The organism is Melghirimyces thermohalophilus, from assembly GCF_900102685.1.
Lineage (GTDB): Bacteria > Bacillota > Bacilli > Thermoactinomycetales > DSM-45169 > Melghirimyces > Melghirimyces thermohalophilus.
On sequence record NZ_FMZA01000027.1, the window covers coordinates 1 to 24,313 of the forward strand.

A 24,313-nucleotide genomic window follows, 5' to 3' on the forward strand; every position below is an offset into this window, starting at 1 on the left:
CATAGGAGCGGCTAAAAAAGCACGGAGAATCGCCTCCCGGGAATATCCGCGAGCTCCTTGGGGGGAAGATTTTTTCATTTCCTTCACATAGGGTCGAAGATCGAGCGTTTCAAAAAACAAGGGCAACCGATCTTTGGACTCAATTTTTAGCCATTCTTCAAAGGAAAATAGCGTTCCTTGGAGAAGATACAAGTGACTTCCCTCCTCATGGGTTTTCGGTTTGGTCACTTGAAAACTTCTCCATGATGGGGCGAAGTCCTTTTTCTATGCCTGAGGAGCCTTGCTGCTCAAGGGGTTTGAAATCTGCAAAAGGCTCATTTGGGAAAAATGGAATCACCCAGGCGAAGGTTGAATGGAATGATCATGAGGAGGGAATCACATGCATGCATGGAGGAAAATATCGGGACTGCTGTCTCTCTTTCTCCTGGCAGGGGCCATTTCTGGGTGCTCCGCATCAGAAACCCCGCCTCAACAAGGAGAAGGACAGCCGAAGGAAGAGGAGAAACAACGGCAGGGTGAAACTTCGGATCCTGAATCATCCAATGGTAAAAAGGAAAAAGAAGAAGAGGGTGAGGAGGTTCGCGAAGTGGCCGATCATAATCAAGCTTTTCGAAAGTTGACAGTGGCGGGCAAGAGCGGCCGCTATACGGTGAGAGGGCAAGCCCGGGTGACGGAGGGGCAGTTCCGTTACGCTGTATCTGACGGGCACAATTACCTGCTGGAAGGATCCTCTCAAGCTCAGAGTGGTGCTCCGGAGTGGGCTGCATTTCAGCTGAGTTTGGATCTTCCAAAAGCGAAGGTGCCGCAAAACGGCACCCTCACCTTGGAATTGTTTGAGATCAGTCCCAAGGATGGTTCCCGGGAAAATGAAATCGTCTTCCCCCTGGAAAACCTTCAATAAACGGGACCTTCGGGATCGTCACTGTCCTTTTGCGTCTCCAACAATCCCAACGCCTCGATTTGTTGCTTGGTTTTAGGGGTGCCCAGCTGATACACCATCTCATAAATTGCCTGGTTGCTCTGATCCACCCCTTCATTGGTCCCGTACTGATTATAATACAAAAACGGGATATGGGCATCCCAAAATGTTTTTGTATCCGCTGCGGAATCTGCCCTCAATAGGCGGTTCAATTGGCGAGCTTCTTCATCCGTCGCTTCAATTTCAAACTGGTAAGCAGCCTCTGTGGGGCTTTGCAGCAACTCCCCCATAATTTCACCGGAATGAAGGGCGACATAGTACTTTCGCTTTTCCAAAGTCATCGCTCCCGTCCTCAAACTGTCAAATATTATGTTGCGCAGTCTGGCTCCTGCTCATGCACTGGTTGCCGCCGTCGAAAAAAGTTCTTGACAACCCCCCTGACTCAGTCATATAATATGAATTGTCGCTGCGGCAGCGACATCACCCATCAGGCCGAAGTGGCGGAATTGGCAGACGCGCACGACTCAAAATCGTGTTCCTTCGGGAGTGTGGGTTCGACTCCCACCTTCGGCACCAAATGCGAAAGGCTCCGAACGCTCGGAGCCTTTTTCGTGTAACAGAATTTAGTGCTTGCGATTCACATAGCGGCCATAATCGGGAATGGCGATCCGGTCAAAGTCCGTCACCAATTTTTCCAGCCCCTCTGCCAGCTCTTGGCCGGACATCGGTTGTCCATGGCCGGTTACAGCAACAGCGGGCTTTAATGCGGCCAGCTTTTGGACCGACTGCTTCGCCGCGTCCCAATCGGTGGTCAAGTACCTGGGAGGACCGCTGATTTCCTTCTCTTGCGTCGACACCTTGTACAGGGACTCTTGTTTGACGGTGACAAAGGCATCACCTGCAATGAGGGAACGGTCTTCATCCCTGAATAAGGAGATGTGTCCGGGTGCATGTCCCGGTGTATGGATCCACCGCCAACCGAGCAGGCCAGGGACACTGCCGTCATCGGGAAGCGCCTCCACGTTGTTTCCCAGGTCCACTGGCTCATTGGGAAATATGGGGGACATTTTGGCCACGAGTCCGCCTTCAACCGATCCATCCGGCTCGGGGTACTTTGACTCTCCGGTTAAGAAAGGCAGCTCAGCCGGGTGGGCATATACCGGAATCTGCCATTTTCTCACTAGATCGATCACCGCTCCCACGTGATCAAAGTGGCCGTGAGTGAGAACAATCGCTTTGGGTTTACTGTTTTCCCCAAACCGCTCTTCAACTGCGTTCACAATGCGGTTCGCCGTTTTTGGCATCCCCGTATCCACCAACACCCACTCATCGGTTCCCACAAAACAGACATTCACGATCTGATCTGTATAGCAGTACAGATCGAAAAGCACATCCTCCCCCACGCCGCTGCGAACCGATGTCATCGGCATGTATGGGTGCTCCATCGTATGATGCTCTTCACGTCTGTTCATTTCCATGGATATCACCACTTTTTGATCCATTGATGTCAATACTACCTTTTGTATTATGTGATGGGGTGGGATCGATTATCCCGTGAGAGATCAACGTTGAAGAGTGAAGATATAAAGATATATTATATTGATATATCTATTGATATATGATATACTTATACTCACGGAAGATCACAATAGCAACCGATCGGGGTATTAGCTCAGTTGGGAGAGCAACTGACTCTTAATCAGTAGGTCGCAGGTTCGAGCCCTGCATACCCCACCAATTACATATACGTTTTAGATGGACGGCCCTTCGGGCCGTTTTTTTGTCCGCAAAGATCGAAAATTCTTCCACTGATTTGGCAGGATTTACAGTTTCTGTGACGAAAAAATACAGGGAATGCGGAAAACTGTCAAAAAACTCCTTGGATCATCAGAGGAGGAGAGAGGGTTGAAGAGGAGTGATTTGAGCTTGGTTTGTCGCATGGCTCGGGGGGATCGGAAAGCCCTGGCCGAGCTGTATGATCGTTATGCCGCGAATGTTTACGGGGTGGCGGTGGAGTTGACGGATTCAGAAGAAGCGGCGGAGCTGACCGATGAGGTGTTCCGGTCCGCCTGGAAATATGCAGGATTTTATCAGCAGAGGAGTCGCCAGGTACCTACGTGGCTGTTAAAAATGTGCCGAGATTTGGCGGTTCAAGACCGCAGGATAGACCAAGGTAGGTTGCCGGAATCCGTCCACCTCGAGTCCCCCGTTTCCAAAGCGGATGTGATCGACGCGGTCAACCGATTGCCGGAAAAGCAGAGAGAGGTATTAAGGCTTCTCTTTTTCCAAGGGTTGACGCGAAGACAAGTGGCAGAGGCGTTGGGTGAACCGGTTCGGAATGTGACTTTTCGGACACAATCTGCCTTTTTTAAATTGAAAAGGACGATCGGAGGGGGTGAGCAGGATAGATAAGGAACGGCGAGAAAACATGCACAATCTGGTGGAGTTTTATGTGATGGACGCATTGGATCCAGAGGAGAATGAACGCTTTGAGCGCCATTTGCACACTTGTGCCTGGTGTCAAAGCAAATGGGAGGATGCACAGCGGGTGACAGAAGGGCTGCTCCACCTCCCAACTCGACGGGAACCCCCTGCCTATGTCCGGAGTCGCTTATTGCGCGGGGTGTCTGTACCGAGTGGTGCCCGAAGGCGGAAAAGAGGGCCTTGGTGGTTCCCTTATGTTGCGATGATCCTGGCATTGATGATGCCGGGAGGATCCTGGCTGGCCTGGATGTATGCCGGAGAGGGGATTCAGACATCTGCCGTGGACACGGTGCCCTTTAAAATGGCGCAAGCTTCTCCATCGGAAACAACGGACGATCGGATTTTGCTAAAGATCGATCGGAACCGAGGGAATGAGACGCCTTCCGATACCACAGAGGAGCCCGATGACAAACAGCAGATAGAGGGGAAGAATAGAGTGGCCGTTTCCCGCCCGGTAACCGCCCCGGCTATGGACCGCCCATCGGTGCCGGGAGATGCTGATGTAGAAAACCCATCCCCTCCGGCTCAGTCGCCTTCCGACCCGCCTGACACCAACCCACCGGAACCGCCGGATTCGGATCCGCCGGACAACCCGCCGCCTCCCACCGCTCCGGATCAGCCGGAGGAGCCGAGCGAGCCCGAGAAACCGCAACCTCCGGAAGAGGAACAGCCAGCTTTGGTTGCAGTGGAGATCGGAGATTGTCGTATAGAGGTGATTGACAAAGATGGCTTGATCGATGTGGAAAAGCGGGAAAATCGTGATACCCAACTCGTCCCAGATCCGGATCCCGTTGAAAAAGAGGATCCACCCAACTCGGATTCGGTTGAAAAAGAAGATCCAGCGACTTCGGATCCAGTTGAAAAAAATCCCCCAGCTGCCCCGGATCCACGTTATGAGTCGGACACAAAACAAACGGTTTCCACTGAGTAACTCCCGGAGCTGGGGGTTTTTTATTTTAAGACTATAGATTTTAGCTTCATTTTACTTTTTTCTTCGCCTCGATTTAATGTGTGACATTAGACTGATCCATGAATCGACTCCATCGACTACGAGAGGTGAAAGAGATGACGAAGTTTTTGGTTGAGACCCATCACTTGACGAAACAGTATAAGGGGCGTTTTTCCGTGAATCATTTGGATCTTCGGATCGCACAGGGCGAAGTGTACGGTTTTTTGGGGCCCAATGGTGCCGGGAAAACCACTACCATCAAAATGCTGCTCGGTCTGGTGAAGCCGACGAAGGGGAGTGTGCAAATATTTGGTGAGGACATTGCCGAGAACCGAAAAGAAATTCTTAGAAAGACGGGGTCACTTGTTGAATCTCCGACGTACTATGGACACCTATCTGGATATGACAATCTGCAAATGATCGCCCGCTTCTTGGGGCTCTCTGATCAAAAAGTGGAGGAAGTGTTGCAGTTGGTCCGTTTATCCGATGCTGCTGACCAACCGGTTAAAAGCTACTCATTGGGCATGAAACAACGCCTTGGAATTGCGGCTGCTCTGATCGGGGATCCCCAGCATCTGATTTTGGATGAACCGACCAATGGTCTCGACCCGGCAGGGATTCGAGAGATTCGGGAATTGATCACCCGTTTGCCCTGTGATTCCACGTTAAGCAAGTGAAAAAGTAGTCTAGTAAGTTGGAAGAGACAAGGGGGAATATTTATGTCCATGACTTTAAGAGAGGCGATCGAAACCCGCCGCAGTATTCGTAAATATAAGCAACAACCAATCCCTAGAGAAGATATTGAAGAGATGTTACGGTTGACTGGTTTGGCCCCTAGTGCATGGAACATTCAGCCTTGGCGTTTTATCGTTGTGACGAATGCCGAGAAAAAACGGGAATTATACTTTGCCGCCAATCAACACCCTCAGGTGGATAGTGCCCTTGCTGTGGTCATTTTGACCAGCGATATGGAAGATGCTATTCTTCGGAAAGGGGAGTCTATTCATCCTGATTTACCGAAGGAAGAGAAACAATGGTTGAAAGAAAATATTCCGGGGATATTGGGAAAGCAGACTATGGAACAACGTGGAAGATGGGGCGTGGCGCAGACAAATATCGCTCTCGCTTATTTGTTATTAGCTGCTCGAAGCATGGGCTATGACTCTTCGCCAACATATGGTTTCCATCCAGCCAAAGTACGCCAATTATTTAATCTGCCGGAATACGTGCAAATCGTAGCTCTGATCCCGATTGGAAAAAGAGCGGAAGAGGGTCAACCCCATCATCGACATCCATTGGAACGGATCGTGCGTTATGTATGAAGGAGGGGATTATGCTTCCCTTCGAGAACCAAAATGATTCCCACCATTTAGGGCTTGAGTTAAACGGGGATCCTATTGTATAATACTCTTCGCGGTGCTGATTTCTCGACTGAGGTGCTTGATCAAGACCCAGGCATTTGGGTTGCAGGCTTCACCGCACTATATTTTCGGGGCGTGGCTCAGCTTGGCAGAGCACCTGCTTTGGGAGCAGGGGGTCGCAGGTTCAAATCCTGTCGCCCCGACCAATCATCTGAAAACAGGCTCCATAGAGAGGAGCCTGTTTTTTTACGCCATTTTTTCGGTTTTGTCAGATCTCAAGAGCCACAGGTGTTGAAAGTACTCTGTCACGGTGAGTAGGAAGGCGGTGAGCAAGATGCCGGGGAGTGCGGCACGGGCACCAGGGATCATCCAGGAACTGACGGAGATGATGGTTACGGAGGTAAGAAAGTCCATCATGTTGCTGATCCAAAAGGTTCCCGGCCGCAACATCGCCACTTCCATGAAATGGTTTGCCAGCGCCAATATAGCTCCGGTTAACACCACTGAATAAGGGGATGGATAGGATAGATCGGAAAACATGAAGTCAGAAAGAAGGATGACGATTGGGCAGATGATCAGTTTTAGGATCCAATCGGTCATAGGGATACCTCCTTTTTCCCGCGAGGCCGGTTGATTCATTCCTTGAAAGGGTTTTAGGATCAAATAGGGGAAAGAATGAACAGGAAAAGGCGATATGCCCTAGAACAGAAGAAGATCCCGGTGCCAAAACGGGACACCGGGAACGCTTCATTTTTATTTATTGTCCTTGGGCGTGGGGGGCGGTGGCGAGGAGGGATTGGCGAACAAAGTGAGCGACGCCGGCCTCCTCATTGCTGGGGACGATCTGCCGCGCAGCTTGAATCAATTGGGGGTGAGCATTGGCGACTGCGGCGGATTGGCCGGCTGTCTTTACCATAGACAGGTCATTCAAATGATCACCGATAGCGGCGCACTGCTCCGGGGCGAAACCATAGCGACGGGCCAGTTTAGAAAGGGCATTTCCTTTGGATACCCGTGGCGGCAAAATTTCAAAGTAGTTTTCCGACGACTGAACAAACTCCAGGGGATCATCCACTGTGTCGGCCCATGCGTGCAGTTGGGGCATGGTCTCCGGCTCAGCCACCGCCACCAGTTTAATCCAGGGTCCTTCCGGCAATGCTTCAAAGCGGGGGATGAGCTCCAGGGGAAAATCCCCTGACTGAAGAAGGGCTTGGGAGAAGGGGCTGAGACGGGTGGTAAACACCCGATCTAACGTATAAACAAATAAATCGAGAAGGTCTGTCCGTTGGTTTAGTTCCCGCAATGTACGATTCAATATCTCCCGTTCAATGGTGGCTGTCGCTTCCAAATGACCGCTTGCGGGATCGTACAACACACCGCCGTTGCACAAGATCACCGGCAATCGGATATCCATTTCCTCGATAAACGGTTTGGCTTCAGGATAGCTCCGCCCGGTAGCCAGGGTGAACCGTCCTCCCTGGTCGCGGTAAGCGGAGATGCTCTCTTTATTGGCGACGGGGATTTTTTTATCCTCAGTCACCAATGTGCCGTCAATGTCAGAGACAAACAACGGATATTTTAATGGGGACAATCGAATCCCTCCTTGGCGTTTCCGCACTTTTACCCTATCGAATCTCTATAAAGGGGGGGTAAACGCTGTGTTAAATTCCAGTCGAGTTGAAAGATAATAAAAGAGTTATCCAATCATGATATCATGATAAGAAGGAAAAGAAAATGCCTAGGTGGCGTAGAAGCGGGGCGGTTTCCTGTGAGATAATATTCCTGTCCAATTTATTGGTATCTGAGAAGGGGAGGGGGGTCGGAGTGGACCTGGAATCCATACATAGACATTATTCGAACTGCACCCGCTGTTCCCTGTGCCAGGGCCGCACCCATATCGTATTGGGAGAGGGCAATCCCCAGTCTCCCCTCATGTTTGTCGGCGAGGGCCCCGGTGCGGACGAGGACCGGCAGGGGAGACCTTTTGTCGGGCGTGCCGGCCAATTGTTGGATCGTATGCTGGCGGCGGCGGAGATTCCCCGGGAAGATATTTTTATCACCAACATCGTCAAGTGTCGTCCCCCAGGGAACCGCACGCCCCGGGAAGAAGAGATGGAGACTTGTATCACGATCCTGCGATACCAATTTCTCGCTATCCGCCCCAAGTTGATTGTCACCCTCGGTTCGGCGCCCACGCGCGCCTTAATCGATCCCGCCGCCCGGATCACTCGGGTGAGGGGTCGGTGGATTGAACGAAAGGGGGTTCGGATGATGCCTACCTACCATCCAGCTTACCTCCTTCGCAATCCCGCCAGCAAGCGGGAGGCTTGGACGGACTTTCAGGCCATTCGAGATGCGTATCGGGAAGTTCTGGTTGGCAAGGAGGACTAAGCAACTCTCCAGGGATGAGTTCCGGAGGACGCGGGTATCCTTTTTCAAACCGCTCGGAAGGAGATCGGATGAATTGAACGTAAACAGAAGGAGGAATCACGTTGAAACGGCTGAAACAGATACTCTCCCGCATCGATGGAAAGGGATATAAAGCGTATAAAGATATTCAAGGGGAATACCGTTTTCCCCGGTTTCAACTGATGATCGATTATGTGCAAGGGGACCCCTTTGCGGCTCCTTCCCGCATTCGGGTGCGAATGCCTCAAAGCGAGGCGAAATATCCAGCTTCGTGGTATGAGACCCCCCGACGCAAACAGGCTCTGGAGGACTGGATCGCGCGGGTGTGGGCGGAAAAAACGGGCCGGTATTCTTTCCGGGCTAAAGGTACTGGAAAAAGCGGATTGATCGGGGTGGATCGGCCCGGTCAGGAGATTCTCCCCCGCACCGCCGCTGTGGTGAACGATCAGTTCGTGGAGGTGCGGGTCACCATCGGCTTGCCTGCCCAGGGACGCCGCGTGTTGGGGAGGAAAGCGGAAGAGATGCTGTGTGACTACCTGCCGCGGTTGGTCGATGAGGCGACACCGGCGGATTCCATCGATCGCGATGGGGTGGAAGAGCGGATGAAACTGGTGGATAACCAAGGGGCGATCCGTCGCTTTCTTAGCGAGAGGGGCTGGATCGCCTTTGTAGCCAACGGGTCTGTGTTGCCCCGGGAAAGCGGCATCAGCGATCGCCCCTTACGGGGGAAAAATGTGGTCCAATTTCAGGCTCCAAAATCGATGGAAGTGTCGGTGGACGTCCCCCATGGAGATCCGATCCGGGGTATGGCTATCCAGGATGGTATCACCCTGATCATCGGTGGTGGTTACCACGGAAAGAGTACCTTGTTGAACGCCTTGGAGCGGGGTGTTTATGATCACATCGCCGGTGACGGCCGCGAGTATGTGATCACCATTGACGATGCGGTCAAGGTGCGGGCCGAAGATGGACGCCGAGTAGAAAAAGTGAACATTTCTCCATTCATCAACAACCTCCCCTTCGGTCGGGACACTGTCCGATTTTCCACCGAAGATGCCAGCGGCAGCACGTCCCAAGCGACCAATATCATGGAGAGCTTGGAGATGGGGGCTTCCTGTCTGTTGATCGATGAGGATACGAGCGCTACCAACTTCATGATCCGGGATGGCCGCATGCAGCGTTTGGTCGCCAAAGGCAAGGAACCAATCACGCCTTTTATCGATAAGGTGCGGCAGCTTTACGAAGAACGAGAGACCTCCAGCGTGCTGGTATTGGGGGGGTCCGGAGACTATTTCGATGTGGCCGATACGGTCATTATGATGGACGAATACCTTCCCTATGAAGTGACCCAGGAGGCGAAGGAAGTGGCCCAGTCCCAGAGCAACGATCGAACTCAGGAGGGCGGCGAGCATTTTGGTGATGTAACGGCCCGGGTCCTAAGTGGGAAAAGCTTTGATGCCCGGAAGGGTAAAAAGGAAAAGGTGGACGCCAAGGGGCTGCATTCGATTCAATTTGGCACGTCAACAGTGGATCTCTCCGGGGTGGAACAGCTGGTCGATGTGAGCCAGACCCGGGCGATCGCTGAGATCATGCGATTGATCGGCAAAAAAGCCGGCGGAGGGAAAACCCTGCGGCAATTGATCGAAGAGGTTTATCAGGAGATCGAAGGGAAAGGTCTTGACGTCGTTTCTCCATTCAGAGGCCAACACCCGGGAGATCTCGCCCTGCCCCGGCAACAGGAAGTCGCCGCTGCTGTCAATCGGTTGCGGACATTACGGGTGGATTGAGGAGGAGAGGCGTTGAAAGAGGTCATCATATACACAGATGGGGCTTGTTCGGGGAATCCAGGCCCTGGGGGTTGGGGTGCCGTTCTGATTTACGGGGACAAGAAAAAAGAGTTGACCGGCGGTGATCCAAAGACGACCAACAATCGGATGGAGTTGACCGCCGCCATCGAGGCCCTCAGCAAGCTGAAGGAGCCGTGCCGGGTCAAACTGCATACCGACAGCGCCTACATGGCCAACTGTTTCAAGCAGAAGTGGTATGTCAACTGGGAAAAACGGGGTTGGGTCAACAGCCGCAAAGAACCAGTGGAAAATAAGGACCTGTGGCAAAAGTTGTTACAGGAAGTGCGTCGACACGACGTGGAATTTGTCAAAGTAAAGGGGCATAGCGACGTGGAGTTGAACAACCGCTGTGATGAGCTGGCCCGGGGAGCGATTCCCCAGGGTTGACCCGACGAATTTGGTTATGACCGGCGTAGACCCCTTATAAAATAACAGTATCCATCCGGTTTCGGACCGGGCGATTTTTGTGTGTCCATGTTATGATGAAAGAAAGCTTAGCGGTGGAGAAGGAGGGTTAGCGATGAAGCCGGCGGACATCAAAGCAGCATTGCAGGAAGCCGCGAAGGAACTAAATATCGATAAAATCGGTTTTGCGGCGGCGGATCCTTTTGACGAGCTGAAGGAACGGCTGCGGAAACACCGAAAGGCGGGCTATGAGTCCGGTTTTGAAGAGCCCGATCTGGAAAAGCGGACCGATCCGCAAAAGAGCTTGCCCGGTGCCCGCTCCATCATCGCAATCGCCCTCGCCTATCCGACAAAGATGGATAATGCGCCTGTGTCCAAACCTGGAGCATACAGGGGGGTGTTTTGTCGGGCTTCTTGGGGAGAAGATTACCATCATGTTTTGAAGCGGAAGTTGGAGGCGTTAAGAAGGAAACTGGTGGAATGGGTTCCCGATGCGAAGGCGGAGATCATGGTGGATACCGGCGCCCTCTCTGATCGTGCGGTAGCTGAGCGGGCGGGAATTGGTTGGAGCGGAAAAAACACCTCGATCATCACGCCGGAATTCGGCTCCCGGGTCTATCTCGGGGAAATGTTGACCGATGTGTATCTGCCGCCGGATCAACCGATTGAAAATGCCTGCGGAGAGTGCACCGCCTGCCTGGACGCCTGTCCAACCGGTGCCCTGGTCGGTCCGGGACAACTTAATTCCCAAGCATGTCTGGCTTACCTGACTCAGACCAAAGGGTTTCTCGCCGAGGAGTATCGGGACAAACTGGGGAACTTTTTGTACGGGTTTGAAACCTGTCAAGCCGTCTGTCCTTACAATCGGGGTAAAAACTTTACCCATCATCCGGAATTCCAACCGGAGGCGGAAAACGTCAAACCGTTGTTGAAGCCGCTCCTGCACATGAGCAATCGTCAGTTCCGTCAACGGTTTGGCTCGATGGCCGGGTCCTGGAGAGGGAAAAAACCGATTCAGCGAAACGCGATCATCGCTTTGGGACGTTATCGGGATCGGACAGCTGTTCCCGATCTGGTCCGCTTGCTGGAGGAGGATCCGCGACCGGTGATTCGGGGAACGGCTGCCTGGGCGTTGGGTCGCATCGGTGGCGGCGAAGCGGCCGAAGCGCTCAACCGAGCCCAGGAGGTGGAACCGGATGAGCAAGTGGCGGTGGAAATCGAGCACGCCATAGAGATGTGCCGTATGCGGGAAACGGCTGATCATAGAACGTACAGGGAGGCTTGAGGTTTATGGTCTCAAGTGCGCGTGTCCTCGTATGGAGCGAAACGGATACTCCGGTAGGTCCCATCACCCTGGCGATGACCGGAAAGGGGCTCTGCCGCCTCGACTACATGGACGGGGAACATGCTGCTCTGTTCCTGGAACGATGGGCTAAGGAGCGGTTGGGGTCCGTCCGGTTGGAACGGAACGATCTGGAGCTCCGTCCGGCGGTGCAACAGCTGAAGGAGTACTTCGACCATACGCGAAAGCAGTTCGATCTGCCGGTGGATCTGTACGGCACTGCCTTTCAACGATTGGTATGGCAGCAGCTTCAGATGATTCCCTACGGGGAGGTGCGGTCCTATAAAGATGTGGCTCAGGCGATGGGGGCGCCCAAAGCGGTGCGGGCCGTCGGTGGTGCCAATAACCGAAACCCCCTGTCCATTATCATCCCCTGTCATCGCGTCGTGGGGTCCAACGGTTCTCTTGTCGGTTACGGAGGGGGGCTGAAGATTAAGGAATACCTGCTCGGCCTGGAAGGCTCCCTTCCCCGTCAGGCACGGGCATAAGTACTTTTATATTCTTTTTAGCTGATCCAAGAGGAACACTGGAAAATGCGGGCTCTCATGCCCGCTCTTTTTTGGGGGAAAAATCGGCTTCCTCTTCTCCGCCAACATGATATAATCAGTTTCAGTGGCACTTTTTGTATGAATCATTCCACCGTATCGTTCCCAAAACGGGGGACATGCGGCTTTTTTATCTTTGACGGGGGCGAGGAGGGGAAGGGATGCGAATTTTTCGGGATCTGTGGTGGTTTTTTAAAAAAGAGAAAAAAAGCTACATCTGGGGAGTGGCCATGCTGTTGGTGGTTGCCCTGCTGGATATATTCCCGGCTTATGTGGTTCGCCTGGTGGTGGATGCTATCGAAGGAGGTTGGCTGACTCCCGCTTTCCTGGGCAAGTGGTTGTTTCTATTGGCGGGGGCCGGGTTGACGATGTATATTCTTCGCTATTATTGGCGCGTCTTATTGTTCGGCGCTGCCTTCCGGTTGGGGAAACAGCTGCGCGGAGACTTGTACGCTCACTTTTCCCGGATGTCGTCGCAATTTTTCAATCGCCGCCGGACCGGAGATCTGATGGCCCATGCCACCAACGATGTGCAGGCGGTTCAGGTGACGGCAGGGGATGGCGTGTTGACTCTGGTCGATTCATTGGTATTGGGCGGGTTGGTGGTGCTAACCATGGCCGTGTTCATCAACTGGAAGCTGACCCTGATCAGCCTGCTGCCGATGCCCTTTATGGCCTGGGCGATCAGTCGCTACGGAAGCATGATGCACCAACGGTTTTTAAAAGCCCAGGCCGCTTTCTCCACGCTAAATGACAAGGTACAGGAAAATATCTCCGGGGTGCGTGTGGTGAAGGCCTTTGGACAGGAAGAGGCGGAGAAAGCCTCCTTTCAACAGTTGACGGAAGATGTGGTGGAAAAAAATATCGCCGTTGCCCGGGTGGATGCCCTGTTTGGCCCTACCATCACGCTGATTGTTGGTTTTTCATTTTTTTTGGCTGTCTCCTTTGGCGCGTTTTTTGTCCTCGATGGGGCCATGACCATTGGTCAATTGACCCAATTTACCATATACCTCGGTCAATTGATCTGGCCGATGCTAGCCTTCGGGTTTCTGACCAACATCATCCAACGGGGACGGGCTTCCTACGACCGGATCCAATCCCTCTTGGACGTGTCACCGGAGATCGTCGATCAGAAAGGGGCGGTGAACCGTCTCCCTGCCGGCGAGATCCGGTTTGAGTTGGACCGATTTTCCCATCGAAAAGGGGAGCCGCCGGTGCTGCAAGCGGTGCAATTTTCCGTTCCCCAAGGGGCGACCCTTGGCGTGGTGGGAAAGACCGGAAGCGGCAAGACCACCTTGTTCCGCCTGTTGTTGCGGGAAACTGAACCGCCGGCAGGTACGGTTTTCATCGGTGGGATCCCTGTGGAAGGGTACACCTTGTCCGCACTGCGGGGAGGCATCGGTTATGTTCCCCAAGATCATTTTCTCTTTTCCGCCTCCATCCGGGAAAACATCGCCTTTGGCAAACCGAAGGCAACGATGGCGGAAGTCGAAAAGGCGGCGCGCCTTGCCCAGATTCATGAGGATATTCTTCGGCTGCCTGACGGGTATGAGACGCGGGTCGGCGAACGGGGCGTCACTCTCTCCGGCGGGCAGAAGCAACGGATCTCCATCGCCCGGGCGCTGTTGCTCGATCCAGAGATTCTGATCCTGGATGATTCGCTCTCTGCCGTGGATGCCAAGACTGAAGAACAGATTCTGGAAGCGCTGCGGGTGGAACGGAAGGGGAAAACTACTCTGATCGCCGCCCACCGTTTATCGGCGATCGAACATGCCGATGAAATCCTAGTGTTGGAATACGGCACGGTCCAGGAGCGCGGGACCCACTGGAAACTGTTGCAACAGGCCGGTTGGTATGCGGAGATGTACCGTCGTCAACAACTGGAATCTTTGATCGAGAAAGGAGGTGGCCATCCATGGTGATGCGCCGGTTGCTCCGATATCTCAAACCTCATCGTAAACCGCTGGTGATCGCCTTTCTGCTTTTACTGTTGGCGACGGGAGCCGATGTGGCCGGGCCGCTGTTGGTCAAGGTGTTTATCGACGATTATCTCACCCCGAAGGTCTTTCCTTTACAGCCGCTGGTTCTGTTGGCAGGTGCTTATATTCTGTTGTTAATCGCAGGGGTGGTGATGGAGTATTTTCAGGAGTTTGCCTTCCACCGTATCGCCCTGCGGGTGATTCAACAATTGCGGGTTGATGTGTTCGGCAAAGTTCAGCACCTGGGTCTCTCCTTTTTCGACCGGATGCCCGGGGGTTCTTTGGTATCCCGTATGACCAATGATACGGAAGCGGTGAAAGAGCTCTTTGTCAACGTTCTGTCCACCTTTGTGCAAAATATTGTGATGATCCTGGGCATTTTTGTCGCTCTGTTTCTGCTGGACGCGGAACTAGCCGCCTACTGTCTGGTGTTACTGCCCGTGATCTACGGTCTGATGGTTGCCTATCGCCGCCTCAGCCAGTCGGCGTATCGGGAGGTTCGGCAGCGGTTGAGCGATCTCAATGCCAAGTTGAGCGAGTCGATTCAGGGTATGGGCGTGATTCAGGTGTTCCGCCAACAGGAGCGGCTTAAACGGGAATTCGGACACACCAATTGTCAACATTACCGGGCCAACATGCGAACCACCCGGTTGAACGGGCTGCTGCTCCGACCAGCGGTAGATCTTTTCTATCTTTTGACTGTAATGGGGGTACTCGCCTTTTTCGGGATCGGGATGAAGGCGAGCGCTGTCCAGATTGGGGTGCTGTACGCGTTTATCAACTTGTTGGACCGCTTGTTTGAACCGGTCAATCAGATGATGCAGCAGCTTTCCTTTTTGCAGCAGTCCCTGGTATCCGCTTCCCGGGTTTTTGAACTGCTGGATGAAGAACAGAGAGCCCCTGTGGGTGAAGGGGAGCAGAAGCCGACGATCCAACAGGGTCGGATCGTTTTCGATCAAGTCTACTTTTCCTACGATGGAGAGAATGAGGTATTGAAAAATATCAGCTTTACCGTCGAACCAGGACAGACCGTCGCCCTCGTCGGTCATACCGGCAGCGGAAAGACCTCGATCATCAATCTGTTGTTGCGCTTTTATCGACCGGATCGGGGGGAGATCACCATCGACGGCGTTCCGTTGCAGCGATATGCTGATCGTGCGCTGCGCCAGGAGATGGGATTGGTGCTCCAGGATCCCTTCTTGTTTGTAGGGACGGTGGAGGAAAACATTCGTTTGCATCACCCGGATCTGACGTCCGCTCAGGTGCGACAAGCGGCCCGGTTTGTACAGGCGGACCGGTTTATCGAATCGTTGCCCCGGGGCTATCAGGAGCCGGTGGGGGAACGGGGGACCACCTTTTCCAGCGGGCAGCGGCAGTTGCTCTCCTTTGCCCGCACCATGGCGCGAGATCCGAAAATCCTGGTATTGGATGAGGCCACAGCCAATGTTGATACGGAGACGGAGGAAAAGATCCGGGAGTCCCTGGCCCGAATGCGAAAAGGGCGAACCACGATCGCCATTGCTCACCGCTTGTCCACGATCCAGGATGCCGATTGCATTCTGGTGCTCCACCGGGGGGAGATCGTGGAGCGAGGCACGCATCAGGAGCTGTTGGCCCAGGAGGGTCTCTACCACAAGATGTATCAATTGCAGCAAAGAATGGCGAAAAATACTGGAGCATAGGTGAGAGGCCTGCCGTTTATCGGCGGGCTTTTTTTATTTGTTTTGTAGGCGAGTGTGCCGTGTCACATCACTGGAGAGGTACATAGGGTTGAAGTAAACCATGACATGGACAAGGTAGCGGCCATCCATATGGAAGAGGGCCCGGCTACGGTTGGAGACGCTGGGGTAGACCGCCACCCTGGTGTCCCTATCGGTAGTTCGCGACCTTCCCAGCACATCTGGCTGATCCTGCTTTCGCCTTCCTTCATCGTCCAACTCCACCGGGATGCAAAATACCTTCCGGTTTGATCCCCCTCCGATACTCGCTAGCCCGGTGGCGGTGTGGTTCCTTGGTTGCATACCATCGGGGTGTCGCCCATATGATGGAAAGAGATGCCTGCGAAGGGACGGTGCCTATGGAAAATCGTTCGTGGCGGCAGCCTGTGACCAACTGGTTTCGAGGGTGGAACCAGCTGTGGGTAGAGGGGGAGCCGGACCGCCTCTTCGACTGGGTGCTTAACGGAGAAGCGGACTGGGTGCAAAGAGAGCGGGACCGATGGTCAAGAGTGCGGGAGCAGCAACGGAAACGGGAGTTGAAACCGATCAAAGGGGAAACTCGGATCCGAGTGATCCGGGAGGAGAAAAGGGCGGAAGACGTGGAGATGCAGTTGGTCATTCACCAACGTTTTTTATACAAACAGCTCGATCAATTAGGGGAGCAGGAAGAGGTTCAGGGGTACCGGTTGCGTCTGACCGAAAGCGGAGAGGGATGGTCGATATCCCAGTGCCAATTGGATGAAGAGATGGATACCGATGTGGACCAATTATGGACCTATTATCAGCCTCCGGAAGAAAGTAGGTTGACGCAGGGACGCTACAACCGCATGCGGGCGGTTCAATATGCGGAAACCTGGTGGAATGGAGCCAATCCCCGTTATCAGAAAATGTCGGATGACTGTACCAATTTCATCTCCCAATGCATTCACGCCGGTGGCATTCCCATGGATTTTTCCGGCCGACGGGACCGAGGTTGGTGGTATCGAGGGAGTTGGGAAAACTGGAGCTACAGCTGGACCGTCGCTCATGGTTTAGAAAATTACCTGTCATCGGGAGGGGCGATGGGAGCGCAGCAAGTCCACTCCCCGCAAGACTTAGAGCTGGGAGATATCATCTGTTACGACTGGGATGGTGATGGACGCTGGCAGCATAACACGATTGTGACCGCCTTTGATCCGATGGGCATGCCTCTCGTCAATGCTCACACGGTCAACAGTCGGCATCGCTATTGGGACTATCGGGACTCCCACGCCTGGACCCCTCGGGTGAAATACCGTTTTTATCATTTACAAGGCTAACCCGCTGATTTGATCGGATCAGCGGGTTTTTTCATGTTGGAAGAATGACGGTTTAGTGGATGACTTGTTGAGCTGGAATAGGATTCAAATCTTAGTCTCATTCTAATTGAAGAGATTCTAATGAAAAAGGTGAAGCCATTGGAAGAATTGACGATTGCCCGCTCCCTGTTTGGGAGTTCCCTTGCCTTTCATATTATCTTCGCCACCCTAGGTGTGGGCTTGCCATTTATGATCCTGGTGGCGGAAGTGGTTTACCAAATCACCAAAGATCGGGATTATCCCTTGATGGCGAAGCGTTGGACCAAAGCCCAGGCCATCCTGTTAGGGGTGGCCATTCCTTCCGGAACCATCGTGGCCGTCCAGTTATCCTTATTATGGCCCCGGTTTATGGAAATCGTCGGGGAAGTGATCGCCCTTCCCTTTCAGATCGAACTGTTCGCCTTTTTCCTGGAGGCGCTGTTCATGTCGATCTATGTGTATGCCGCCGATCGGTTGTCCGCCGCCGCCCGGGTGATCAGTGTCTTTTTGGTTGCGTTGGGCGGAAGTGCATCAGCCGTATTGATCACTGCGGCTAACGCCTGGATGAATACGCCCACCGGGTTTGAGGTGAGTGGGGGAGAAATCACGGATGTGAGACCTTTGGATGCCTTTCTCAACCCCAGTTTTGCTTCGGCTGCTCTTCATGTCTTGGTTTCCGCCTTTATGACCGGAGCCTTTGCCATCGCCGGCTTGGCCGCCTGGAGGTTGCTTAAGGGAAATCAGTCACGGCGGGAGTCGGCCTACCACCGGAAAGCGCTCGTCTTGTCCCTGCTCGTCGGTGGGGTCATGTCCTTGGCTACGGCTTGGAATGGTCACGTGGCGGGTCAAGTGCTGTACGATCATCAACCGGAGAAGCTGGCCGCCGCCGAAGGGCATTTTAAAACGGAAGCTTACGCTCCCCTGGCCATCGGCGGGATTGTCGATCCGGAAAAGCGGGAATTGGTCGGGGCGATCAAGATTCCTGGGATGTTGAGCTTTCTCGCCGACAACCGGTTTGATGCGGTGGTAAAAGGATTGAACGAGTTTCCTGAGGAGAATTGGCCGCCCTTTTATGTCCATACGTTGTTTAATCTGATGGTGTTCATCGGCTCATGGCTCATCTTGCTGTCGATACTGGCTTGGGTGGTCCACTGGCGGCGGCGGGAAAAACCGCTTCCCCGCTGGTTACTGTGGCTGTTGGTTCCCTCCGGGGTGTTATCTCTTCTCGGCATTGAGAGCGGCTGGGTGTTTACCTGCAGCGGGCGGCAACCGTGGACGATCTATCATTACCAGCGAACCTCGGAAGCGGTTACCGATGCCACTGGATTGGGGCTGTACTTTGTCCTGTTTATCGGACTCTATCTGCTGCTGCTCGTCGGGACGGCGATCGTGATGAGATCCTACTTTCGCCGGCATCCCCTGTCGGAGGCCTTCGCCACCACCGGAAACGGGTTGGGGAAGGGAGAGGTGAAGCATGAATGAGGGCTTGCTGGCCGTCTCTCTGGTATGGTTGTTTGTCTTTATCTACGCCATCCTGGGTTCTATCGATTTCGGAGCCGGCTTTTGGGGAATGGTCCACCGGAATGAGGTGCAGGGGGAGGCAGGTGCCCTGGCCAACCGGTTCCTTTCCCCCACCTGGGAGGTGACCAATGTTTTTCTGGTGCTGCTGGTGGTCACCTTGGTCTCTTTTTTTCCCGCGGCGATCTACACCGTGGGAATGGCGCTCTTGCTTCCGGGAAGTCTGGTGCTGATCCTGCTCACCATCCGGAGCGCCATGATGGCCTTCCAACATTCTGTGCGACGTTTCAAAGGGGCACTGGAGGTGGTCTCCGGGGTGACCGGGGTGCTGATTCCCAGCCTTCTGGTCAGCGTATTGCCCATCTTAACCGGGGGATTTATCGATCCCGAGTCCGGTATGTTGCGTGTGGGTAAGCTGTTTACCAGCCCGGTGACCTATGCTTACCTGGCCTTCGGTTTGTCCAGTCAGTTGTTTCTCTCCGCCAGTTTTCTAGCCGATTATGCCCGGGAAGCGGATAACGAGCCTTCTTACCGCGTCTTTCGACGTCATGCCGTTCGCCTCGGTCCGCTCACTCTGATCACCGCTGTTTTGACCACCTGGACGATCGGTCAGGAGGCGAGTTGGCTTCGACAGCAATTGTTGGAGGAAGGACGGTGGTTTCTCCTGTCCATCCTGGCGTTTCTGATCGGGTATCTGGCGCTCTTCTGGAAACGCCGGGACCGTCAGAAATATCGGGGGTGGCCGCGGGTGGCGTTTATCCTGTTCATCATCCAGTACGCTTTGGCTTCCTTCGCCTATGGCCGGGCTCATTTGCCGTATCTGGTATATCCATCGCTGACGGTGGATAACAGTGTTACCAACCCAGAGATGTTCCGTTTATTGATGGTCTCTTACGGAATCGGGTTGGCGATTTTGATCCCTGGGTTTTATCTCTTTTGGCGCCTCTTTTTAAAGGATAAGCGGTATCTCGCCCCAAAGGAGGAGGGAGAATGAAAAACGCACCCCGTCACGGAGTGCGTTTTTTTCATTTATCGGGATCGATCGGGTGGATGACCAACCCCAGCAGGCCGGGACCGGTGTGGACGACCAGGGCTGGACTGATTGCACTAACATACAGTTCCCGGATGTTCTCCAGCCCGTTGAAACGTTCCTTTAACCATTCAGCCTCTTTTTCCGCGCGACCTTGCAGAATCGCCACCTGTGCTTTGGTGCTTTCCAGCTGTTTCAACACCGGTTGGATCAATCGTTTCATCGATTGTTTTTTGCCTCGGGCCAGATGGAAGGGAATATATTTTCCTTCTTTGTCGAGGGAGATAATCGGCTTCAAGTTGAGCACGGACCCCAGGGAGGCGGCCACTTTGCCGATTCTGCCGCCTTCTCTCAGGTATTCCAGGGTGTCCACAATAAAATACCCTTTGATTTTCTCTTTGGTCTCCTCCAAGCGGTGAAGGATATCGGTGTAGTCCACCTTTTGCCGGATCAGACGGGCTGCCTCCAACACCAAGAATCCGAGAACCCAGGAGAGGCCTTTGGAATCGATGACGTCGATCTTCATCCCTTCAAATTCTTCGGCAATCAGGCGGAAATTGTTGTAGCTGCCGCTTAAGCCGGAGGAGATGGAAAGAACGATGCAATGCGTATACCCTTCTTCCCGCAACGTCTCAAAGATATGCTGAATATCTTCGGGGGAGGGCATAGAGGTCGTGGGGATCTCCTCCTCCAGCCGGTCATACACATCAGCCGGGGTTAGATCTAGCCCATCCCGGTATTCTCCCTCTCGATAAATGATTCGCAAGGGTGCCACCCGGATGTTCCAACGTTTTAACAGATCCACGGGCAGGTCGCAGGAGCTGTCTGTCGCAAGTGCAATTTTCGTCATGGTAAACCCCCTTTGTGCCATCTTCCCAAGTATACGGCTACATACGGGGAAGAACAATGTAAAAGTGGTGAAAGACGGTTTCCGATGATGGGAAAATGTTTCGGTTTCCGGTAAAATAGAGAAGGAAATGTAGAAAGGGATGGAATCATGTCGTTTCACATTTGTCTGGTTGAACCCGAGATTCCCAATAACACGGGCAACATCGCGCGGACCTGCGCGGTCACCGATTCGGTCCTCCATCTGGTCCGCCCCCTGGGTTTTTCTACCGATGACAAGTACCTCAAACGATCAGGGATGGATTATTGGCACAAAGTCGATGTCCGCTATTATGACTCTTTTGATGAGTTTGCTGCATATTTTCCGGAGAACCGTTTTTTCTGTGCGACGACCAAAGCGGACAAGAGTTACACCGATTTTGCATACCGAAAGGGAGACGTGTTCGTCTTCGGCAAAGAGTCCCAAGGGTTGTCTAAGGAGATCCTGGAGGCTTACCGGGACACGCTGATCCGGATTCCGATGCGACCGGTGGTCCGTTCTCACAACCTGGGGAACTCCGCCGCCATCATCTTGTATGAGGCTCTTCGGCAGACTGATTTTCCCGGTTTACGTTAACACGAATGAGATCAATAGACAGGAGAGGAAAACCCCATGTTGAAAGTGTGCTGCTTCGATCTGGACGGAACGTTGTTGCCGATCGACACCGACGCGTTTATCAAACAATATTTGCAAGAATTGGCTCCTTACATGGCAGAGATCATTCCGCCGGAGAAGCTGGTTCCGCTGATCTGGGAGGCCACCAAGGTCACGATTGCCGACCAGGATAAGCATCGAACCAATGAGGAGGTCTTCCAAGAGCATTTCTTGGCTCAATCCGGTGTGAAAAAGGAAGAGATCTGGCCGCTTTTTGATCGGTTTTACACGGAACACTTTCCCACTTTGAAAAAGTATGTACAGACATCTTCCCTCTCCCGCCAGGTGGTGCAGGCTGCGTTGGACCGGGGATACCGGGTCGCTGTCGCCACCAACCCCATCTTTCCACGAGAGGCGGTCCTGGAGCGGCTCCGTTGGGCCCAGGTGGAGGATCTGGTCGAGTTGTATACCGCCTATGAGGATACCCATTTCTGTAAGCCTCACTCCGGTTACTACCAAGAAGTGGCCCGAAAGATGGGAGTGGAGCCGGAGGAGTGCGCCATGATCGGAAACGATGTGCAGGAAGACATGGTAGCTGGCACTCTCGGCATGAAAACCTACCTGGTGACCGATTTCCGCATCGACCGTGGGGAGCCCGCCTACACCTGTGATCAAAAAGGCACTTTGGAGCAGCTGTTGACGGACATCCGGGAAGGAAAGGGAATCTTTGTGGAAGAGTCCCTCAAAGCGTGACGAGAGGAAGCATTTACCAAGGAATCACAGAATCGATGGGCTGTCGCCTGAAGTGAGGACACCGTATTGGTGTTACATCAGCATGCAAGGTGTTTAGTACCAAAGCATAAGCGGACGACCGGAAACAAAGGAACTTGCCCCTGTGAGTGAAGTGGCAGGTGCGGGTAAGGGTGCCGCTCGCTTCTTTCACATTCCTTTTATCAATATAACCCCCCTGCAACAAAAAGCAGGGGGGTTTTCGGGTTGTTTAGTTTTTGATGGTTTCCATTTCCCAGGCGTATACGTCGGATTGGGCAAACCAGTGGTTGATCAGTTTGTCTTTGTTGTCATTAGAGTGATAGGTGGCATATACCAGCCCATTGTTGATTTTGGTGATCACCATGCTGTGATCCACTTCACCATCCCCGGCAAAATCGACACTCACAATGTCACCCACTTTTAAATCGTCGATGGAAGACGCATTCTGCGCATCCCGGGCAATTTTCATATGTCGGTAAAAGCTGTGGGCAACAGTCCAGGTCATGGAAGGTTGTTCCTTGTCATAATACCAATAATCGGCCCAATCCCAGTGGTTGCCCTTCCGCTCCTTGATTCCGGCGGTGTGGATCACCTGGGAGATAAAGTTGGTGCAATCGTATTCGTAGGAACGATATTCGGGATTCCGCCCGTTCCACCATTGATAAGCGTAATCGACGGCTTTTTGACGGTTGTAGCCGTTGGCTTCTGTACCCAGGGCTTCCGATTGTTCATCTTGTCCATCCTTGTTGGCGTCCTCAGGTTGTCCCTCATCGGTGGAGCCATCGTCACTGGAGTCGGGTTCTTGTGTTTGCTCGTCTTCCGGCCGGGGGGTGTCGCTCGAGTCCGCATCGGTGTCGTCCGATTGAGGATTTTCCGCGGCAGGATCCTGGTCTTGCCGATCACTGGAATCGGTTGGCTCCTCCGGTCGGTTGTTATCTCCCGATGGGGACTCTTCCCGGTTGGTACCCTCCTGCTGCTCCCCGGAAGGACGGACGTCACCGATAAGATCGTCCACCTGGTCCTTGATCGACTCCTCCTGATCTCCGGAAGGGTTGTCCCGGTTGGGTTCCTCCTCAGACGGTGTGCCTTCCTGTTGCTGATCAGAGGGCGGCTGCTCCTCTTCCGGAGCCTCTTCGGAGGGGTTTGTTTCCGTTTCCGGTTTCAATGTGGGGCCAAGGTCAAAGGGAAGCAGGTTGGTCAGTTCCACCCGTTCCGCTTTGCTCAGTCCTTCTTCCTTCGTTTTTTGGACCAACGCACGGATCCGCTGGTTTTTCAGCTTGTTCTCGTACTTGTCTACCCATTTGGCGTAATCAATCAAGGTCTTTTCCTGTTGGGAAGGGACATCATCCCCTTGGGGCTGGGATGGAGAAGAGCTGTTTTTCTCCTCCTCCGTTTCCGAAGAGTCCTTTCCAGTGGCCATCGCTTTAGAATAGATGAAGTTCCGGTATTCTTCGTTGTCCAGGTTGACGGTGATGTTTTGGTTTTTCGCCTCTTGGTTCACCGCTTGGGGGGCTTTCTGTTCCACTTCTTCTTTGGAAAGAGAGATTTCGTTGTAGTAATTGACCTTGTCCACCAGTTCCTCGTCGGACATCTTGTTGTATTCTTCCGCGGAGGGTGGTTTGGTTGCCTGGGCTTGTCCATCCTTGACCGCCGATGGGCCGTCGGAGCGGTTGTTGGACTCAAAGGCGCCAGTATAAGCCAGGGAGCCGACCAGCAGGACTGCCGCCAGGACCGACGGGACCATCACTTTGCGGTTTTTGAGCAGTTTGTTCAGTTTGCTGTTCTTCTTCCGGTTTTCTTTCCGACTTTCCAATATCTCCGTCTCCTTTTTGAACAATATCAAAAGATAAGGAAAAACGAAAAAACTTCCAGACCAGCTTTATCATAATAGCTTTGGGAAAAAGAGGTCAATAGACCAATCGATCTAAAAGACAGGTGGAAGCTGTTGGGTACCGACTTCCCCTTCTTTCGACATTTCTAAAGGTATTATTCGAATCCGTTGATCCACTTGTGTCTGTTTTGGCGGAATAAACGGAGATAAAATAGAAACATAGTGTCAAAGGGGAGGACGACTGTTTCTTCTGTAAAGGAAGCAGGAGCTTTGATTGGAACCCTTTATTTCGGAGGTGAAATAAAGGGATAAAATCCGGAAGACTCGGTTGCACCAACCTATCCTGTTCTCGGGCGGATTTTTCTTGTCAGAACAGGGAATTCAGCCGAAACATTGTCCGTCTGATCGC

General features: G+C 53.2%; 22 protein-coding genes, 3 tRNA genes and 2 pseudogenes. 20 read left to right on the plus strand and 7 right to left on the minus strand.

Annotated features, from left to right (window positions below; genetic code table 11):
* Positions 1-192, minus strand: a pseudogene (locus BLP91_RS16970) (transposase); the annotation flags it as partial.
* Positions 193-379: 187 nt separating this feature from the next.
* Here BLP91_RS16970 and BLP91_RS15400 point away from each other — a divergent pair.
* Complete coding sequence (locus tag BLP91_RS15400; RefSeq protein ID WP_091573006.1) at positions 380-901, plus strand: Gmad2 immunoglobulin-like domain-containing protein; 522 nt, start codon at positions 380-382, stop codon at positions 899-901.
* Here the strand turns inward: BLP91_RS15400 and BLP91_RS15405 are convergent.
* Positions 895-1,254, minus strand: a complete 360-nt coding sequence (locus tag BLP91_RS15405; protein ID WP_143003580.1) for a hydrolase — start codon at positions 1,252-1,254, stop codon at positions 895-897. The genes BLP91_RS15400 and BLP91_RS15405 overlap by 7 nt on opposite strands.
* A gap of 156 nt (positions 1,255-1,410) precedes the next feature.
* On the opposite strand from BLP91_RS15405, the gene BLP91_RS15410 reads away from it, so the two are divergent.
* A tRNA-Leu gene (locus BLP91_RS15410) sits at positions 1,411-1,495 on the plus strand.
* Positions 1,496-1,542: 47 nt separating this feature from the next.
* Here the strand turns inward: BLP91_RS15410 and BLP91_RS15415 are convergent.
* Positions 1,543-2,397 (minus strand): MBL fold metallo-hydrolase, encoded by an 855-nt coding sequence (locus BLP91_RS15415; protein ID WP_425412241.1) that lies wholly within the window; start codon positions 2,395-2,397, stop codon positions 1,543-1,545.
* A gap of 183 nt (positions 2,398-2,580) precedes the next feature.
* Here BLP91_RS15415 and BLP91_RS15420 point away from each other — a divergent pair.
* The 6 genes and pseudogenes from BLP91_RS15420 to BLP91_RS15445 all read left to right on the plus strand — a co-directional run bounded on the left by BLP91_RS15420 (position 2,581) and on the right by BLP91_RS15445 (position 5,919).
* Positions 2,581-2,656 (plus strand) — tRNA-Lys (locus tag BLP91_RS15420).
* A gap of 168 nt (positions 2,657-2,824) precedes the next feature.
* The gene (locus tag BLP91_RS15425) at positions 2,825-3,331 is read left to right on the plus strand and encodes a sigma-70 family RNA polymerase sigma factor (protein WP_176758037.1); all 507 of its coding nucleotides are present in this window, start codon (positions 2,825-2,827) and stop codon (positions 3,329-3,331) included.
* Positions 3,315-4,334, plus strand: a complete 1,020-nt coding sequence (locus BLP91_RS15430) for a zf-HC2 domain-containing protein (RefSeq protein WP_143003581.1) — start codon at positions 3,315-3,317, stop codon at positions 4,332-4,334. Before BLP91_RS15425 ends, BLP91_RS15430 begins: the two co-directional genes overlap by 17 nt.
* Before the next feature lie 134 nt (positions 4,335-4,468).
* A pseudogene (locus BLP91_RS15435) lies at positions 4,469-5,005 on the plus strand (ABC transporter ATP-binding protein); the annotation flags it as partial.
* Positions 5,006-5,071: 66 nt separating this feature from the next.
* The gene (locus BLP91_RS15440; RefSeq protein WP_091573011.1) at positions 5,072-5,674 is read left to right on the plus strand and encodes a nitroreductase family protein; all 603 of its coding nucleotides are present in this window, start codon (positions 5,072-5,074) and stop codon (positions 5,672-5,674) included.
* A gap of 168 nt (positions 5,675-5,842) precedes the next feature.
* A tRNA-Pro gene (locus tag BLP91_RS15445) sits at positions 5,843-5,919 on the plus strand.
* A gap of 40 nt (positions 5,920-5,959) precedes the next feature.
* Here BLP91_RS15445 and BLP91_RS15450 read toward each other — a convergent pair.
* The gene (locus BLP91_RS15450; protein WP_091573012.1) at positions 5,960-6,313 is read right to left on the minus strand and encodes a hypothetical protein; all 354 of its coding nucleotides are present in this window, start codon (positions 6,311-6,313) and stop codon (positions 5,960-5,962) included.
* A 157-nt stretch (positions 6,314-6,470) separates the two neighbouring features.
* A complete protein-coding gene (locus tag BLP91_RS15455) occupies positions 6,471-7,304 on the minus strand; it encodes an HAD family hydrolase (RefSeq protein ID WP_176758038.1) in 834 nt (277 codons plus the stop codon).
* 233 nt (positions 7,305-7,537) lie between these two features.
* Between BLP91_RS15455 and BLP91_RS15460 the strand changes: the two genes are divergently transcribed.
* From BLP91_RS15460 to BLP91_RS15505, 10 genes are all read left to right on the plus strand, one after another.
* Positions 7,538-8,104, plus strand: a complete 567-nt coding sequence (locus BLP91_RS15460; RefSeq protein WP_245662294.1) for a uracil-DNA glycosylase — start codon at positions 7,538-7,540, stop codon at positions 8,102-8,104.
* A 101-nt stretch (positions 8,105-8,205) separates the two neighbouring features.
* Positions 8,206-9,909: an ABC-ATPase domain-containing protein gene (locus tag BLP91_RS15465; protein ID WP_091573015.1), complete on the plus strand. Its 1,704-nt coding sequence runs from the start codon at positions 8,206-8,208 to the stop codon at positions 9,907-9,909.
* Positions 9,910-9,921: 12 nt separating this feature from the next.
* Complete coding sequence (gene rnhA, locus BLP91_RS15470) at positions 9,922-10,356, plus strand: ribonuclease HI (RefSeq protein WP_091573016.1); 435 nt, start codon at positions 9,922-9,924, stop codon at positions 10,354-10,356.
* A 133-nt stretch (positions 10,357-10,489) separates the two neighbouring features.
* Positions 10,490-11,659 carry a tRNA epoxyqueuosine(34) reductase QueG gene (queG, locus tag BLP91_RS15475; protein ID WP_091573017.1) on the plus strand — a complete coding sequence of 390 codons (1,170 nt, stop codon included), beginning with the start codon at positions 10,490-10,492 and terminating at the stop codon, positions 11,657-11,659.
* Between the two features lie 5 nt (positions 11,660-11,664).
* Positions 11,665-12,204: a methylated-DNA--[protein]-cysteine S-methyltransferase gene (locus BLP91_RS15480; RefSeq protein ID WP_091573018.1), complete on the plus strand. Its 540-nt coding sequence runs from the start codon at positions 11,665-11,667 to the stop codon at positions 12,202-12,204.
* A 218-nt stretch (positions 12,205-12,422) separates the two neighbouring features.
* The gene (locus tag BLP91_RS15485; RefSeq protein ID WP_091573019.1) at positions 12,423-14,183 is read left to right on the plus strand and encodes an ABC transporter ATP-binding protein; all 1,761 of its coding nucleotides are present in this window, start codon (positions 12,423-12,425) and stop codon (positions 14,181-14,183) included.
* Complete coding sequence (locus BLP91_RS15490; RefSeq protein ID WP_091573020.1) at positions 14,177-15,922, plus strand: ABC transporter ATP-binding protein; 1,746 nt, start codon at positions 14,177-14,179, stop codon at positions 15,920-15,922. The genes BLP91_RS15485 and BLP91_RS15490 overlap by 7 nt, the downstream gene beginning before the upstream one ends.
* Positions 15,923-16,281: 359 nt before the next feature.
* The gene (locus BLP91_RS15495) at positions 16,282-17,256 is read left to right on the plus strand and encodes an amidase domain-containing protein (protein ID WP_091573021.1); all 975 of its coding nucleotides are present in this window, start codon (positions 16,282-16,284) and stop codon (positions 17,254-17,256) included.
* A 138-nt stretch (positions 17,257-17,394) separates the two neighbouring features.
* The gene (locus BLP91_RS15500; RefSeq protein ID WP_091573039.1) at positions 17,395-18,756 is read left to right on the plus strand and encodes a cytochrome ubiquinol oxidase subunit I; all 1,362 of its coding nucleotides are present in this window, start codon (positions 17,395-17,397) and stop codon (positions 18,754-18,756) included.
* Positions 18,749-19,786, plus strand: coding sequence for a cytochrome d ubiquinol oxidase subunit II (locus BLP91_RS15505; protein WP_091573022.1), 1,038 nt, complete (start codon positions 18,749-18,751; stop codon positions 19,784-19,786). The genes BLP91_RS15500 and BLP91_RS15505 overlap by 8 nt, the downstream gene beginning before the upstream one ends.
* A gap of 31 nt (positions 19,787-19,817) precedes the next feature.
* Here the strand turns inward: BLP91_RS15505 and BLP91_RS15510 are convergent, their stop codons facing one another.
* A complete protein-coding gene (locus BLP91_RS15510; RefSeq protein WP_091573023.1) occupies positions 19,818-20,672 on the minus strand; it encodes a DegV family protein in 855 nt (284 codons plus the stop codon).
* Between the two features lie 147 nt (positions 20,673-20,819).
* Here BLP91_RS15510 and BLP91_RS15515 point away from each other — a divergent pair, with 147 nt between their 5' ends.
* Together BLP91_RS15515 and BLP91_RS15520 are read left to right on the plus strand one after the other, a co-directional pair.
* Positions 20,820-21,284, plus strand: a complete 465-nt coding sequence (locus BLP91_RS15515; protein ID WP_091573024.1) for a tRNA (cytidine(34)-2'-O)-methyltransferase — start codon at positions 20,820-20,822, stop codon at positions 21,282-21,284.
* 36 nt (positions 21,285-21,320) lie between these two features.
* On the plus strand, positions 21,321-22,055 hold the full coding sequence (locus BLP91_RS15520; protein WP_091573025.1) for an HAD family hydrolase: 735 nt from the start codon (positions 21,321-21,323) through the stop codon (positions 22,053-22,055).
* A 247-nt stretch (positions 22,056-22,302) separates the two neighbouring features.
* Here the strand turns inward: BLP91_RS15520 and BLP91_RS15525 are convergent, their stop codons facing one another.
* Complete coding sequence (locus BLP91_RS15525; RefSeq protein WP_091573026.1) at positions 22,303-23,886, minus strand: amidase domain-containing protein; 1,584 nt, start codon at positions 23,884-23,886, stop codon at positions 22,303-22,305.
* Positions 23,887-24,313: the final 427 nt, after the last annotated feature.